11 protein-coding genes are annotated in these 15206 nt (G+C 42.8%); 4 read left to right on the forward strand and 7 right to left on the reverse strand.

Translation table 11 applies throughout. From position 1 onward, the window contains the following. Positions 1-18 precede the first annotated feature (18 nt). Entirely contained in the window at positions 19-1428 is a 1410-nt protein-coding gene (locus RE476_RS10090; RefSeq protein WP_309307514.1) for a TraB/GumN family protein, read from the forward strand. 83 nt (positions 1429-1511) lie between these two features. Here the strand turns inward: RE476_RS10090 and RE476_RS10095 are convergent, their stop codons facing one another. The 6 genes from RE476_RS10095 to cooS form a co-directional block, all read right to left on the reverse strand. Further along, positions 1512-2135: a superoxide dismutase gene (locus RE476_RS10095; protein ID WP_309307515.1), complete on the reverse strand. Its 624-nt coding sequence runs from the start codon at positions 2133-2135 to the stop codon at positions 1512-1514. A gap of 237 nt (positions 2136-2372) precedes the next feature. Beyond that, the gene (locus tag RE476_RS10100; RefSeq protein WP_309307516.1) at positions 2373-3680 is read right to left on the reverse strand and encodes a hypothetical protein; all 1308 of its coding nucleotides are present in this window, start codon (positions 3678-3680) and stop codon (positions 2373-2375) included. A gap of 158 nt (positions 3681-3838) precedes the next feature. Then, positions 3839-4732 carry a formylmethanofuran--tetrahydromethanopterin N-formyltransferase gene (fhcD, locus tag RE476_RS10105; protein WP_309307517.1) on the reverse strand — a complete coding sequence of 298 codons (894 nt, stop codon included), beginning with the start codon at positions 4730-4732 and terminating at the stop codon, positions 3839-3841. Positions 4733-4838: 106 nt separating this feature from the next. Next, the gene (locus RE476_RS10110) at positions 4839-6515 is read right to left on the reverse strand and encodes a hypothetical protein (protein WP_309307518.1); all 1677 of its coding nucleotides are present in this window, start codon (positions 6513-6515) and stop codon (positions 4839-4841) included. A 40-nt stretch (positions 6516-6555) separates the two neighbouring features. After that, positions 6556-8688, reverse strand: coding sequence for a copper-translocating P-type ATPase (locus tag RE476_RS10115; protein ID WP_309307519.1), 2133 nt, complete (start codon positions 8686-8688; stop codon positions 6556-6558). A gap of 22 nt (positions 8689-8710) precedes the next feature. Further along, positions 8711-10615, reverse strand: a complete 1905-nt coding sequence (gene cooS, locus RE476_RS10120) for an anaerobic carbon-monoxide dehydrogenase catalytic subunit (protein WP_309307520.1) — start codon at positions 10613-10615, stop codon at positions 8711-8713. A 237-nt stretch (positions 10616-10852) separates the two neighbouring features. Between cooS and RE476_RS10125 the strand changes: the two genes are divergently transcribed. The 3 genes from RE476_RS10125 to RE476_RS10135 all read left to right on the forward strand — a co-directional run bounded on the left by RE476_RS10125 (position 10853) and on the right by RE476_RS10135 (position 13502). Then, entirely contained in the window at positions 10853-11815 is a 963-nt protein-coding gene (locus RE476_RS10125; protein ID WP_309307521.1) for a CAP domain-containing protein, read from the forward strand. A 199-nt stretch (positions 11816-12014) separates the two neighbouring features. Then, positions 12015-12644 carry a 4Fe-4S binding protein gene (locus tag RE476_RS10130; protein ID WP_309307522.1) on the forward strand — a complete coding sequence of 210 codons (630 nt, stop codon included), beginning with the start codon at positions 12015-12017 and terminating at the stop codon, positions 12642-12644. Positions 12645-12716: 72 nt separating this feature from the next. After that, a complete protein-coding gene (locus RE476_RS10135; protein ID WP_309307523.1) occupies positions 12717-13502 on the forward strand; it encodes a ribonuclease HI family protein in 786 nt (261 codons plus the stop codon). 24 nt (positions 13503-13526) lie between these two features. Here the strand turns inward: RE476_RS10135 and RE476_RS10140 are convergent, their stop codons facing one another. After that, positions 13527-15125, reverse strand: a complete 1599-nt coding sequence (locus RE476_RS10140; protein ID WP_309307524.1) for a GAF domain-containing sensor histidine kinase — start codon at positions 15123-15125, stop codon at positions 13527-13529. Positions 15126-15206 lie beyond the last annotated feature (81 nt).

Genomic DNA, 15206 nt, shown 5'->3' on the forward strand with positions numbered 1-15206 from the left:
CTTAAAAGAGGATCTACATTGAAACATGATAATTTGAGTGATTCACAGGAGAACATTTCCGTTTACGATTACAACACCACAGGTGGTAATCTTTATTCGGAAGAAAATCCTGGGAATTCATCATTTTCAAACTCGGGACCAACTGAGATTGAAGTGATAAAAGAGTTTATAGAACCTGAGAAACCATCTTTAGGTTCCGGTTCTGAAGATACTGAAAAACCTAGCGAGATAATACTTGTAGGGACAGCTCACGTATCCGAAAAGAGTGTCAGAGAAGTAAATGCAGCTATTGAAAGGGAAAAACCGGACATAGTTGCTGTTGAACTTTGCAGGCCCAGATACGAGGCCATAAAAGGTAATGTCAAGAACGCTGACATACCTGTAAAGGAGCTTCTTAAGGAAGGAAAGGTCTATTTCTATCTTGTTCACATGCTGCTGGCACATATCCAGAAAAAATTTGCTGATGACATGGGTGTGCAGCCAGGTGCAGAGATGATCAGTGCCATTGAGGCTGCAGAAGCAAGTGGTGCACAGGTCCTTCTTATTGACAGGGATGTTCAGATCACTTTGCAGCGTTTCTGGAGCAAGATGGGTTTCATTGAAAAAATGAAAATGCTTGCAGGTCTTATAGCTGCAGTTCTTGGTATTGGTGGTACCAAAGATATCGATATGGATACAATCACCAACCAGGACATGGTTTCCATGCTTGTGGAAGAGTTCAGGGATTCATCACCGAATGCTGTTAAGGTCCTTATCGATGAAAGGGACGCATACATGGCAAACAATCTTGTAAGGGCTGCTGCCGGTGGTAATAAAAAGATAGTCGCTGTTGTAGGAGCGGGCCACAGAGCAGGCATCCAGCATTATCTTGAAAATCCAAAAACTATCCCACAGGTGAGTTATTCAGCAGAAGCCCCAAAAAAGCGATTCAGTATAATGAAATTATTCGGAGTCGTTGTTGTAGCTATTGCTCTTGGAACCTTTGGATTGCTGATTCTGTCAGGAGTCCCTCTTAAGACTCTGGGTATCGCTTTTGCCTGGTGGTTCATCATAAACGGAGTGCTCAGCGCTGCCGGAGCTATTATTGCAAGAGGCCATCCGTATTCCGTGCTCACTGCATTCTCAGTTGCATGGTTAACTTCCCTGAACCCGATGATGGCAGCAGGATGGTTTGCAGGTCTTACAGAAGCTAAATACCGCAGTCCAACTACCGATGATTTCAAGGAACTGGTAGAGATAGAGACAACTGAAGACATGATGAAGAACAATCTCTTCCGTGTCGTAATGGTTGCAGCTCTTGCAAATCTTGGAAGTATGATAGGCACTTTCATTGGAGTCTATGTCATGCTTCAGGTCACAGGAATTGATCCTCAGGAACTGATAAGGAATGGGGTCAGTGCCGGACTTGCAGCTATTGGAATGGGATAAGATAAAATAAAAAGATATTGAAAATCTCTGTTGGCGCCGGAATAGAGTAGTTACAAGATGGCGTTTAACAGAGATATCAGATATCATTCCATACTAAAGTTGTAGACTTTCACGAACCACTTGTTTATTTCTTCCCAGTCGACTATGTTCCAGAAGGCATCTATGAATTTTCCCCTCTCATTCTTGTAGTCCAGATAGTAGGCATGTTCCCATACATCTATATCCATAATTATTGGGAAATCCGGTGTCACATTCGTATTGTGCTTTTCTATCTGTACGATACCGAGTCTTTTAGTGTCATTGCAGAAGGTCACTGCTGCCCAGCCTGAACCCTCAACACTTGATGCAACTTTGGTAAATTCACTCTTGAACCTTTCAAAGGTTCCGAAGTTTTCCTTTATAGCATCATATAGTTCGCCTACAGGTTCCTCACTTGCTTTTTCTGCAGGAGTCATCTCCCACCAGAAATAACTGTGAAGTACATGTCCACCAAGATTGAATGATAACGATTTTGCAGCTGTTTTAGAATCATATTCTGTTCCGTCTTCTACTGCCTTATCCATCATTTGCAATAACGAGTTTACGTTATTGACATAGGATTGATGATGCTTTTCATAATGTATGCGTAGTTGTTCTTCTGAAATATATGGTTCCAGGTCTGCATAACCATATTTCAGTTCAGGTAATTTATACAATTCTTTAGTCATATTTCCTCCCGGTTTGTAAACTATTCAAAGCCAAAGCTAAGTTTAAAGTCTGCTACCTACTCTCCCTGCATATTTACAGAGAATCTATCTCCAAAACTACTCTGCACGGTATCTCCCCAGATACGCATTTCTGGTCATGATTTACGATTGTGCCACAATCAGAAATGCAGAATATAGTCCTTAAAGAATAATATCAGTATGAAAGATATAAACCTATGGAATTGAAAGAATCCTAGTTTATCTTGCATTTTTTTTAGATGATAGTTCCTCAAACTTGTCCGCAAGCCGATAGGATATATCAGAAAGATAAGCGGTTCCCCATGTAGCAGCAATGATCGCTCCGAACAGGTCGAACACAAGGTCCATCATAGTATCGCCTATCCCGTGCTGGGCCAGTATGGCATTGTAACCGAGACCTGAGGTCAGTTCATCACTAACGAACTCGATGATCTCCCAGATAACTCCCATTGCAAGTATGAATAGCAGGATGAAAAGAAAGAGAACTTTTGGTGGGATATAGATCTCATCGGCATAGATATCGATAGCTCTTATAAGTGTATATCCTGCGGCCGCTACAACACAAGCTGATAAGGCGTGTGTGACATGGTCCCATCTTATGATATTATCGTATAATGCAAAAGTCCCAAGTGAATGAAGGAAAATGGCAAGTGTAAGCCAGAGTACCAATCCTGTATCAATAGGGATATTGTATTTACGTGTGATAATATTCGGTACAAAAGTGAGAGCCAGTCCTGTGGTTGCATTCACGGCAGTGGACAGGTCCTTTAGCAAAATACCTGCTATCACTAATATGAAAAGAACTATCTGCATCATCCTCATTGCTATTTTTTGCTTCTCATCAGAAATTCCAAGTAACTTGCGTATAGGTGCAGGAGGTCTGGATGTAACGTAATTTGTCTCTTCTTGAGATATCAGAACAGGAACTTCGATACTGCCAGCATGTTTGTCTGATCTGAAATACCAGCCGAATATGAGTCCGGCAACGATACCCGCTATCATGGCATAGATGAATTCATGCATCACAGCATTATTTATAGTGTCAGGTGTCCTTCCATTCAGGATATAAACAGTTCCCAGATTCATGTCCAATAGCCATTGTAGCAAATGCCAGAGGCCTGATATCGCAAGTGTCACGATAACCACAAGAAGTATGGCAAATCTGTAATTCATTTTTACTGAAGTGAACCAGTTGATCTCAGCCCCAAGCAGTAGTGCAATGGTAGCCATTGAAAGGTAAAATGGAATACTGGTTGCAAAGAAAAACCAGGCTGTTGTACTTCCTACAATGGGTATGATCGCTAATAGTATGAAATACCACGAAGGCATAACCGAGAGCTTACGCATTATAATTGCGGGAGCGATGATGATAGAGATAACGAAAACAATAAGGATGAACCAGATGAGCCTGCCGTAGATCAGGTTCCCAATACCCAGCAGGGAAAGCAGTAATACCATTGCCCATCCGGCAAATGCATTAATTGGTGTGTTCTTTAGAAGCCTGCTGAGTTTGTCTATTGGTTCCATATTGCATCCTGTGATAGAATTCAGCTATTATTCAGCTCTTCCAGAATATTATGGATGTTGCTCTCAGATAATCCTGCATTCCTGTCATATCTATTGAGATTTATTCAAATCATTTAAGAAAAAGTATGTGGATAAAAAAAGAAGAAAAAGAAAGAACCTTAACAAAGGTCTTTCAGGTGGAACTGGTACTTACCGAGCTTTCCGCCGTAGTTTCCTGCGGTGATCTTTGATACACCAGGAACTGCGACAGCTGCATCGATACCTGCCTTCATTGCCCTCTGGATAGCATCCTCGTCAAGACCGTTGATGACAAGCTCGTAAACTGCCTTTACGCCTTCTGGGATCTCGGTGCCTTCGACCTTGTCCCTGATGGATGGGCAGAACTTCTCGTTTGCAGTTGCCTTCATGAACTTGTAGTTGTTGAAACCTGCTTTGGAGCCACTAGCAACTATTCCGCCTGGGAATGGAGTGATAGTACCGTCAAGGTCCTTGATAGCATCTACTGCGACTTCTGCTGCTGTGAGTGCTGTCATCTGGCTGTCACCGAAAATAAAGAAGTTACCGCCTGCGATACCTGCAACAGCGCCGATGTTTTCTTCTACAAGGAAGTCACCCTCCATGATTGGAACACTGTGCATCTTGCGGCCATCGATCTCAGTCTCGGATTCCATTCCGTCACCGAAGAACTTCAATTTGAAGCCTACGTTGAACTGCTTCTCAGCATCTGGAAGTCCATTGAAAACAGCTGTTGTTGGAGCTGTAAGTATGCACTGTCCGATACGCTCAAGTAACTGGTGTTCGAGTGCTTCGTATCCGAAGGTGCAGATCTGGATGTAAACACCAGGTCTTCCGTCAGGTGTCTCGTCAGGACCAACGAACTTTTCAATACCTGCTTCTGCAGGGCACATAATAACAGATGTTCCGAATCCGGTTGCTTCAAGTGCAGCTACCTCAGCCCAGTGTTTTGTTGCTGCTGTAATGAGCACTCTTGCTATTTTGATTGGAAACGCTTCTGCAAAAGTATCTTCGATTTCTACTCCATTGATATCCATAATAATCCCTTGCCTTAAATTGAAACTGTAGTTCTGAATCTGTTACATGCGTAACTATAGCTTTAATAGAAGACGATTACAATACATATACTCTTCGAAAAGGAGCCTATCTTCCACCTGACTTACGATATGTCTTATCAAAAAGTGCATACATTTCCGTATCTATTTCCCTGTACTTGCCAATTTCAAATATAGCCTCATTTACCATGACGGAGATAGATTCGATATTAGAAAGGTTTGCAAAGCTCTTAGAAGAACTTGCGGTGGATTCAACCATCTGCTCTTTGATGGAAATCTCACAGACCTCAAGTATTGCGTTGATAGCATGTGATGCCTGATCTTCATTATCTTCCTTTGCCGCGACTGTACAGAAATGCTCCATAACAGGAATTATTCCTGAAACCTTCTCATCAGAATGTTTTCTTGCGGCAACTACTCCGATATCCTTCAATGCTGCTGTCACATCAAGGATAGAATCTTTCCCGAAGATATCCCCTATCTCTTCCAAAGTTTCTATTACTTTATCAAGACATTCATGTCTTTTAAGATTCGGTGATTCCTGAACGGCTTTAATTCCAATGTCCCTTAATGCGTATATTATCAGTTTCTTAAGATGGTCCTGGTCTTTATTGTCCACGGTCCTTGCCACTTCCAGAAGAACCTGTCTGATATTACCCAGAGTGGCAGTATCCTTGTTTGCCGCAGCATCAAGAGCTATTTTCTTCAGCAGGATAACTGACCTTTCAGTAGGGTCCAACATATCATTTTTTGCAGATGTAGTTCCAATATCACCGCTTGCTATTGCAAGTTTATGCAGGGGAGTGGATACCACTTTGTTTGTGACAATGTTAAAAAGGTCCTTTGGGTTTTTTGAGCGTTTTATCAATGTCAGTTTATCCAGTTGTGGGAAATACTCTCTTTCCCTGTGCATTTCAAAAAAGCTGGTCATGCTGTCTATGGTCTGCAATGTGAAACTTTCCATACCAGCCTTAGCACACTGATTTCCAACAGAACCAAAAGCATCTATAACTTCCATCATTGCAAACCTGTCTTTTTCATCTTCTGCAAGGATAGCTAACTTGTAAAGATGCATATTGATGCGTTTTATGATGAGGTTCTTGTTTCCGCTTGCAGCCAGAACCTTAGAGCATATTTCAGGGATTTTTCTTATTCCTATAGTTGCAACGAAGTCATCGTTATTCCTGACAGCTCCGCGTATGATATCGATCACAGGTTGCAGCGGGTCGAGATTCTCTTTCCCTGCTTCCAGTTTCCTGTAACTTTCATTCATGTCATAGATCTGCAGGTCCTTGACAAATTTATCATAATTATTCCTGACAGCCTCTGTTCTGAGATAGTCAGCTAAAAGGAAAGCCACTACTGAAAGGATAAAAGAATACACAAGCAACAGTATCATTCCTGTGGGCTTGAAAGTTCCCAGATAATGCATAATTGATGCTGCCAGGGCAAATGTCCCGATGGTATAGGAAAACATGTCAGTCAGGGCATCTTTTTTACCGGCCAGCCAAAGGCATGCAACCCAGATAGATCCGAAGCAGATCGCAAGAATGACATTGTTCCAGAAATAATCCATCTGCTTGTCAATGAGTAAAGTCGAAATGAAGGCAAGCTGAATTACCAACGCACCAATAGCAAGGTCAGCTCCGACATCCCTGAGATTTATTTTCAGGTAATTCTTCACAAGGATGTTCGCAAGAAGGAAAAGTGATATTACACCACCTATCAGGGCTGTATCAATGATATCTGGTATCAGGATCTGCATGGGAATATATTGTACATGTTTATTTATATATATATTGAAATTATACGGCGGTCCTGTCCTGATCGATCGACAGCAATCTGGCATTAATAGCTACTATTATCGTGCTCATTGACATGAGTACAGCTCCCGCAGCAGGTGATAACAATATGCCCTGCTGGTAAAGCACCCCTGCGGCAAGAGGAATTGCAAGGGCATTATAACCTGTGGCCCAGAAAAGGTTCTGTACCATTTTCCTGTATGTTGCGCGGGAAAGATCGATGATTGCCATAACATCAAGAGGGTTACTTTTCACAAGTACGATATCCGCTGTTTCCACTGCAACATCAGTACCTGCACCAATAGCTATGCCAATATCTGCCTGTGCCAGTGCAGGTGCGTCATTGATACCATCGCCAACCATTGCAACAATAAGCCCCCTTCCCTGGACTTCCTTTATTCTGGAAGCTTTTTCTCCCGGTAGCACTCCTGCAAAATACTCATCAAGTCCTATCTGTCCTGCAACCCTTTCAGCTACTTGTTCCTGGTCACCGGTGAGCATCAGGCATTTGACTCCAATTTGCTTCAGTCTGCTGACGAGTTCCTTTGATTCAGGTCTGACAATATCTTCAAGCGCAATCGCTCCTGCAACGTTTCTGTCGATGAGGACAAATACTATAGTCTTACCCTGACTGGCAATATCCTTTATCTTATCCTCAGGATAACTGATCCCTTCTTCTTTCAGGTATCCGGGGCTTACAACCTTAACGTCCTTCCCGTTAACAGTTCCATGAGCCCCCTTTCCTGCAATGGCGCTGAAGTTCTCAACCTGATAACTGGAATCTGAGGCATCAATAATACCTCTGGCTATTGGATGCTCCGAGTTGGATTCGATCGACGCTGCATATTTCAGTATTTCTTCTGTTTTCATTTTTTCATCAAAAGCAACAACATCGCTGACACCAAATTCTCCCTTTGTTAGTGTTCCTGTCTTGTCAAAAACAATTGCATCGATGTTCCTGGCCCTTTCAAAAGCCGATCTGTTCCTGATAAGCAGACCATTCCTTGCACCGATGGCAGCGGAAACTGCAACTACAAGAGGAATTGCAAGCCCCAGTGCATGGGGACATGTGATGACCATAACCGTCACCGCTCTTTCCAGTGAAAAGGCGAGGTCGGTGTTCATCAATTTCAGCCATACAAGAAAAGTGAGTGTTCCGGTTGTCAGTGCGATAATTGTCAACCAGAGGGCAGCCCTGTCAGCAAGGTTCTGTGTTTTGGACTTGCTTTGCTGGGCCTGAGTTACAAGATCAAGCATCTGGGACAGGAAAGAATCTTTTCCGGTCTTTTGAACTTCGATGGTCAGAGAGCCTTCTCCGTTGATCGCTCCACCTATGACCATGTCCCCTGTTTCCTTTGGAACAGGATTTGATTCACCGGTAAGCATTGCTTCGTTCACAGAGCTTTGCCCTTCTATAACCACACCATCAACAGGTATCTTCTCACCGGGTTTCACCAGCACCCTGTCCTCTTTTTGGAGACGGTCCACAGGAACATCTTCAACCTTTTCATCCTCCCCTATCAGATGTGCATCAGATGGCATGAGTTTTACGAGTTGCTCAAGAGCCATTGATGCTCCCATAACGGATCGCATTTCCATCCAGTGCCCGAGTAGCATGATATCAATAAGGGTTGCCAGTTCCCAGAAAAAAAGTTTGCCTGCAACCCCAAAGACCACAAGGCTGCTGTAACCGTATGCAACGGTGATAGCAACCGTAATAAGCGTCATCATCCCGGGACTTTTCGCTGTAAGTTCATCCTTTATCCCTTTCAGGAAAGGCCAGCCTCCGTAGAAGAAAATCAAGGTGGAAAAAGCAAAGAGAAGATAAGTATCTCCTGTAAATGAGGGAATGAAGATACCAAAAACTGAATCAAGAAAGTCCTGAATGATAGGAGAGAGGAGGAGCACAGGGACGGTCAATACAAGCGATATCCAGAATCTCTTCCTAAAATCCTTTACCATCATTGCATGATGACCGGAATGTCCCTGATGTCCTTCGTGTTCATCATGTTCCATATGTTCATCATGCTCTTTTCCTGACATGTCATGGTGCATATCATGGTTTTCTTCCTTGTGTTCTTCATGTTCGTGCATTGAATGCTCACCAACATGCTGGTCCATATTCTGATGCTCCATATTTTCCGTCACCCTTTTTGGTTCAGATGCCAAGTTTCTTACGATTGTTCTCTATGTGTTCAAGCATAAGTTCTACTGCCTTCACGGCATCAGTTTCCACATTCATAACCCCGCCTGTAACATTCTTACAGTCTTCTGTGAGCAGTTTTACCAGATTCGGTGCCCCTGTTACGGTTGGAACTGGATTGACATGTGTATAGAGTCCAAGTGCAAGGGCAAAGACAGCATCGATAGTGGCTTTCTGTTCCATATATTCAGGAGCAGTGGCAACAATAGGAAGGTCAGGGACAGGTACGCCTCCAAGACCGGCCGACACAGCAGCTATCAGGTCAGCGATCCTGCCGGTGTCTGTACAGGTTCCATAACTGAGTACCGGAGGAATAGCAAGTGCTTCACATATGGATTTCAGTCCAGGTCCTGCAAGTTCTTTTGCTTCAGGGCTGCAAAGTCCTCCCACCTGCATGGCTCCGTTACCACATCCCATGGATAATACCAGTACATCATTTTTGATGAGTTCCTTTGCAACTGCAATGCTGTGGCTGTCCTGTCCGGAATCCCTCAGTGTGGTACAGGAAACAAGCCCTGCAACTCCTCGCAAGGTACCATTTTTGATAGCATCCAGAAGAGGGTCGATTTTTCCGCCAAGTGCGTCCAGTATGCTCTCGGTGGAGAATCCCACAACTGCTTCGCTGAATGGTAATCCTGTGATAGGTGTTACTGATGCTTTGCGTTCCTTGAAATTATCAATTCCCATCTGCAGCAAATGTGCCGCCTGTTCACTGGCTTTTTCTGGTATGTAATCCAGACGTTCGCTTACACCCTCAAATGAAACAAGGTCGCTTACAGGGATAAGTTTGAATTTGTACTTTTCAGCATACATCGGGTCTATGGGCATGGAGCAGTTCATGTCTGCAACGAAAACATCAACACACCCGCTTGCAAGCACAGCTTCCTGCATGAGCCAGTTTCCGGTAAATCCGTACAGAACATCATCCATCTCCCATCTCTGGATCATTTCCTGTCCGGTCTCAATGTTGGCAATTATTCGCAGACCTTTGGCACCGACCTGCTTTGCTTTCTCCTGCCACTCCTGCTCTCTTGCAAGCTGTACCATGGAAAAGCCAAGGAAAGGTTCGTGTCCGTTGGGCAGGACATTTATGAAATCAGGGTCAAGCACACCAAGGTCAACTCTCATTTTATGAGGACGGGGTAATCCGAATATTATGTCCTGACAGTACTCATTGACTATCTGGCTCTGGTATGCCATCGCCACTCCAAGTTTCATAGCTTTCAGCGCAAGGCTGACATAGTTTCCATCCACGTTTGTCAGGGATGAGCTTGTAGACCTGAGGAGTTCGGTCTGGATGCCTCCGGGAAAGATACCAATATTTTTCCACAGGTCCTGTCTTTCCTTTGGAGCAAGCATTTCCACGATCTTACTGGGCTTGCCATATTCTCTTGTGAAATCGGCCTCAACAAAATCACAAAGTTTCAGCGCAACATCATTTACGCTGCCACCGTTATCTACTCCAAGCCTGCCTGCAAAGCTCCTCAGTTTCCCTTCTTCAGTTATCTTAAAGGGAGTTTCACCTTTTGCGGTAGCTCGTAATGTCTTGATGGTCTGGTTCGTATGATATTGGTAGGTCGAAGCTCCCATAACATTACGCAGAAGCATCATACGCATGGCCATACCATCAGCTGTTATCCCGCAGACACCTCTTTTATCTTTGGCAGCATCTGCCCTGCATGGTCCGTTGGAACAGAGATCACAACGCATACCTCCCTGACAAAAATTACATCTCCTGTCGGGATTTCCCCCCATTCCCTGAGCCTCATAGCGGTCCCAGATATTGGTCATGCCGTCTTCTTTTATTCGTCTGTACACTGTTCGCACTGAATCATGATATGATATTCTGTCATCTTCCACACGGGTTCCCCCTAATTTTAAATTGTATTTTTAAACCCAGTATATATCTGGGGTAGCGGAAGATAAAAACTCTTTGGAGGAATACTTTTATAGCTTGTATTAACTTTTCACATTATTATTCTATATCCTTAATAAAATTCTCTCTTATAAGTTATTATATAAGAATATATATAATCTATTGAACACTTTTGCCCTTAAGGAACACTCCCGTAAAACGTTCCTATAAGGGGTCTTACCATGAATAAAACGTATTATTTGCCAGGATATTTTTTTGTATTTATCATCCTGCTGACCTGTTTTACAAGCTCTGCCTCCGCAGAAGAGACGTATGCAGTGCAGGAACAACAGATGCTGGATCTGATCAATGATGAAAGGTTGAGTTACGGACTTGAGCCCTTAATTCTCAATCCCATTCTTACTCAGGTTGCAAGAGACCATAGCAAAGAGATGATCGAAATGGATTACTTTTCCCATGATTCCTTTGATGGTACTCTTTTCTCAGAGAGAATAAGGGATGCAGGTTATCCGATCTACCGAATTGGCGAGAACATTGCCATGAACTATCCTCCTAATGTCGTGCAGGCTCATGAGAATCTCATGAACTCAGCTGGTCACAGGGCCAATATCCTGAGTTCCGATTACAATGAGATAGGGATTGGGATATGGATTGGAGAATATTCTTCATATTCGAACACTGCCATGTACACCCAGGATTTCGGCTGGAACTCAAATGTAGTAGTACCTTCTTTTTCCATAATTTCTTCCCAACCTGCTTCAGATAGCATATTCTCAAATGGTGCTGAACAGATCTTTAGCATCCAGACAAACGATTTATGTGATGTGAGCTGGTCTGTGGACGGTACTGTTGTTAAAGCCGATGAAGATGTAACACAATCTTATTACAATATCCAGTCATCTTCAGAAGGCGTATATGGTATCGAAGTAACTGCTGTAAATCCCAAAGGAAGTGATTCTGTAAGCTGGGTAATGGAAGTGGTGCCGGAAGAGCTGCCTTCAGAATCCGTAAAAGGAGACTTTGATGGAGATAATGATGTTGATTTCGATGACTTTGTAGAATTGGCCGAAGTATATAATTCAAGCTTAGGTGATGTGACATACTCTTCGGTATTCGATTTTGATGGAGATAATGATGTCGATTTCGATGATTTTGTGGAGTTCGCAGCCGTGTACAACAAGTGAATTTAAAGATTTGAAACATCACAAATAAGCAAAATAATAGAACAGATAAAGTGATGACGATGTGTGATGACATCACCCCCACTTTTACCAATAGGCAATTTGGTAAATCTGCCTTAAACTAATTTTTTATTTCATTTTTTCCTGAAACCAACAACCATTAATAAAAACAAGAGTATAAAAATATCACAAAGGTGAATTTATGCTGAAAATTACCCCATATATGGGACCCTTGGTCATAATCGTTTCAATAGCAGGACTATGGCAGCCTTTACTTGGTTATTTCATGTTGCTGGTCTTTGCGGCTATTTTTCTGATAGCACCATTCAGAGGGCGCTGGTTCTGCGGGAATCTGTGTCCCAGGGGAAGCTTCATGGATTTCTGGGTGGGCCGGATATCCGGGAAGAAAAAGATACCTAAGTTCCTCAAAAGTTACTGGATAAGAGTTCCTCTTTTCATGCTGATGATGGTATTTATGGGTTACAGGCTGATGAATACTCATGGAATTGTGAACCAGATAGGTATGGTTCTGGTTATCATGTGTCTGACAACATCAGCTATTGCAGTGGTGCTGGGAGTGACAATTGCCCCCAGAACTTGGTGTACCTTCTGCCCTATGGGAACCCTGCAGAGCATTGTCGGGGTGAACAAATATCCTCTACTGGTCGATATAGAAAAATGCATAAAATGCCACAAATGTGAAAAAGTGTGCCCTATGCACCTGAATATTCTTGAGATAACACATAACCCGGACTGTATCAAATGCGGAAGATGCATTGATGTATGTCCTAAGGATGCACTGAGCTTCAAAAAATCAAGTAGAAGCTCATAACTTTTTTTGTCATTTTTGTTCCTTAGTTCCTTCCACCAGATACAAAAGCAATGACCCACTTTCAAATGTGATATGGATACTTTGAACTTCGATGGCTCCTGCGATCCAAATCCGGGAGGAATTATGGGCTTTGGATGGGTGATAAACTGGAGCACCGGAAAAGCTCCAACAGAGGGAAGCAAGGAAAAGAAATCATCTCCCTCGAACACCAACAATGTTGCTGAATACACTGCACTGAAAGAAGGAATATCCAATTACCTGAAACTCGGTGGAAAAGGTCCTCTTCAGGTCTATGGTGACAGCAAACTTGTGATCAACCAGATGTCAGGTACATGGAAGATCAATAACCAGAATCTTTTAGAGATAAACAAGCAGATAGCATCTGAAATTAAAAAGCACGATCTTAAGGTTAAATTCGGCTGGGTGCCAAGGGAACAGAACACCACTGCTGACAGGTTGGCAATGCCGGGTTCATCGTCAAAGAATTCATCGAAAACCTCTTCAAAAGCCTCATCCATCAAACCGGAAGAGAGAAAGTTCGTTGCCGATGTAAATTCATCATCTCTTTCTCCTCAGTTAAGGCTCAAAATAAATGAATTGAATACTGAGCCTTCTCCTGGTTTCAAATCATTCGCCCAACTAAAAGTGGGCGGTATGGATTCTTTTTCGAGAAAGAAACTTGAAGAACTGCAGGAAGAAGCCGGGAAAAAAGCTTCATCGATCGTCCAGAATGAATTTCCAAAAAATCTCACTCATCAGGCTTCTGCATTGAGGTGGATGCTGCGCGGACTCTCAACAGACCTTGCCGTCAGGAAGGTCCAGATCGATGTTGAGATAAGTAAAAAGAAAAAGAGATAGCTGTATTGTTTTACTTAGTCCGGTTCACAGTGCTTTTTTAACAGTGAACCAGAACACACTTCCCCTGCCAAGCGGATTATTGTCCACTCCAACTTCCCCGTTATGGAGTTCAACTATTCTCTTGACAATGGCAAGTCCAAGACCGCTTCCCTTTACGCTTCCCTTATCTGCCTGTCTGAAACGCTCAAATATCATGGCTTTGTCCTCGCTGCTGATACCGGGACCAACATCTGTAACCTGGATTCTCCATTTATCTCCTATATCTGAGATATTTATGCTTATTTTTCCTTTTGGAGGACTGTATTTTATGGCGTTTGAAAGCAGGTTCAGGAATACTTCCTCTATGAGAGGATTAATGAGTGAAGGATATTCTCTTGTGGCTTTGAAATTCATTTCAATATCCATTTTATCCATTTCAGGCCCTAAGTTCCTGATAACCTTCTCCAGAATAGGTACAAAATCCTGCTCTTCGAATTTGATATCATCGATGGATTCAAGTTTAATGAACTTAGAAGCCGATTCTATCATATAGATCAGTTTTTCGTTGTTCTTGTGTATCTTGTCAAGCAGGTTTTTGTTGTTGTTGTCATCTTCCACTATAATGAGTTCCTCGGTGAAACCCCTGATAATATTTGCAGGGTTGAGAAGGTCATGGGTGAGTATGTCAGTGAACAGTACTTTGAGATAGTTTGCATCCTCGAGTTCCTTTGCATACTTTTTGAGGTTCTCTTCAGTCTGCTTCCTGCTCAGGGATTCTGCAAGTACATTGGCTACAGATTGCACAAAATGCATATCATCGTTTGTGAACACCCTTTTTTGTATTGTGTGTACATTCATGACTCCAAAAGGTTTGTCCTTGTTTCCGATAATTACATCCATGCCGCTGATAATTCCGTGATCCTTTAAGAGGGATAAACCACTGAATCTCTCCTGTGTGTTTTTCTCATGGACCATTGCCGGTTCACGTGAATATAGGGTGTAACAGACAATTTCATTTTTCTTATTTTCAGGCTTACTGTCTGATTCTTCTTCCCAGCCCACACCTGCAACCATGACAGATTCAGAATCCTCGTATTTCATTATCCTGCAATATTCAACGTCAAGTGTACTGGCTACAAGTTTGACAGATTCCTGTATCAGAGTCTCAAGCTCCACTCCGGCAAGTCCGTCCTGTCCCAATTTTGCAACGGCAGCGTGCTGTTTTTCCCTCATCTGCAGGACCTTTTCCACAGCTTTGCGCTCACTGATATCCTTTGCATGCCTTACAACCATTGTGACATTGGAGTCATCATCAAAAACAGGTGATAGCTCGATAAGCTTTGTTTTGTTATCAAGAGGGTCTTCAATCTCAAATTTCCTGCATGCGCCGGTTGCAAATACCTCAAGTAACTGGCATGGTTCGCAGGGCTTGCTCTGCTTCATCAGGCAGCTGTAGCAGAAAGGATGCCCCTGTTTTTCATTTGCGGGTATGGACTCACAATTCTTCCAGTTGCTTGTTACAATTTTCAGATCACGGTCTATTACGACTATGAGATCCTGTACTGATGCCAGGGTCTTTTTTAGGAGGTTGAGCTGTTGATCCTTTAGCTCATCGTTTTTTTCTTCACAAATCGGAATATCCACCACCCCATTATCAAAAGCAGAAGGCCTTTTTAAATAGGTTATAATGATTAACCGCATTATACCAATAGTATAATTTTATAA

The sequence above is a fragment of the Methanolobus mangrovi genome, assembly GCF_031312535.1.
Classification (GTDB): domain Archaea; phylum Halobacteriota; class Methanosarcinia; order Methanosarcinales; family Methanosarcinaceae; genus Methanolobus; species Methanolobus mangrovi.